Raw genomic sequence first — 502 nt, 5'->3', positions numbered from 1 at the left:
CTTTCTTTTGGAAATTCCGGATTAATTGGGATATAAGCAGCTCCAATTTTTAACACTGCGAGGATACTGGCGATTGTCTCGATCTCACGATCAACAATAACCCCAACATACTCATTTGGCTGAATTCCCTTCTCTTCCAATAAACTAGATATGCGGTTGGACATAACTTGTAACTCTTGATAGGTAACTGCTCTTCCTTGACACTCAATCGCAATATTCTCAGGTGTTTTTATTGTTTGTCTCGCAAACAAGTGATATAAAGTATCCGGCTTGATGGCCTTCTCAGTTTGATTATAATCAGTAATTGCTTGTTCCAGTGCTGTATCTTCAGAAGACATCATCTCACCGGACGTTAATTGGTCAATAATGTGGGTATACTCCTCAAACATTGACTCAATTACATCATTTTCAAAAGCCTCTGAAACATAGTCCCAACTAAGCATGACTCCATCATTGAGCTCTATCACTTGATGATCCAGATAAACTTGTGATGTCTGGCTGA

At 39.0% G+C, this 502-nt stretch carries 1 protein-coding gene; it reads right to left on the bottom strand.

The genetic code is table 11. The annotated features are described in order from the left end of the window. Positions 1-502, bottom strand: a 502-nt coding sequence (locus tag D5S11_RS19715) for an AMP-binding protein (protein ID WP_164833861.1), incomplete at both ends; no start/stop codon positions are given.

This window comes from Bacillus sp. L75 (assembly GCF_003676355.1).
In the GTDB taxonomy this organism is placed as follows: Bacteria; Bacillota; Bacilli; order Bacillales; family Bacillaceae; genus Bacillus; species Bacillus velezensis.
Note: the sequence above shows the minus strand (reverse complement) of the source record. Positions and strands in the feature narration are given on the sequence as shown.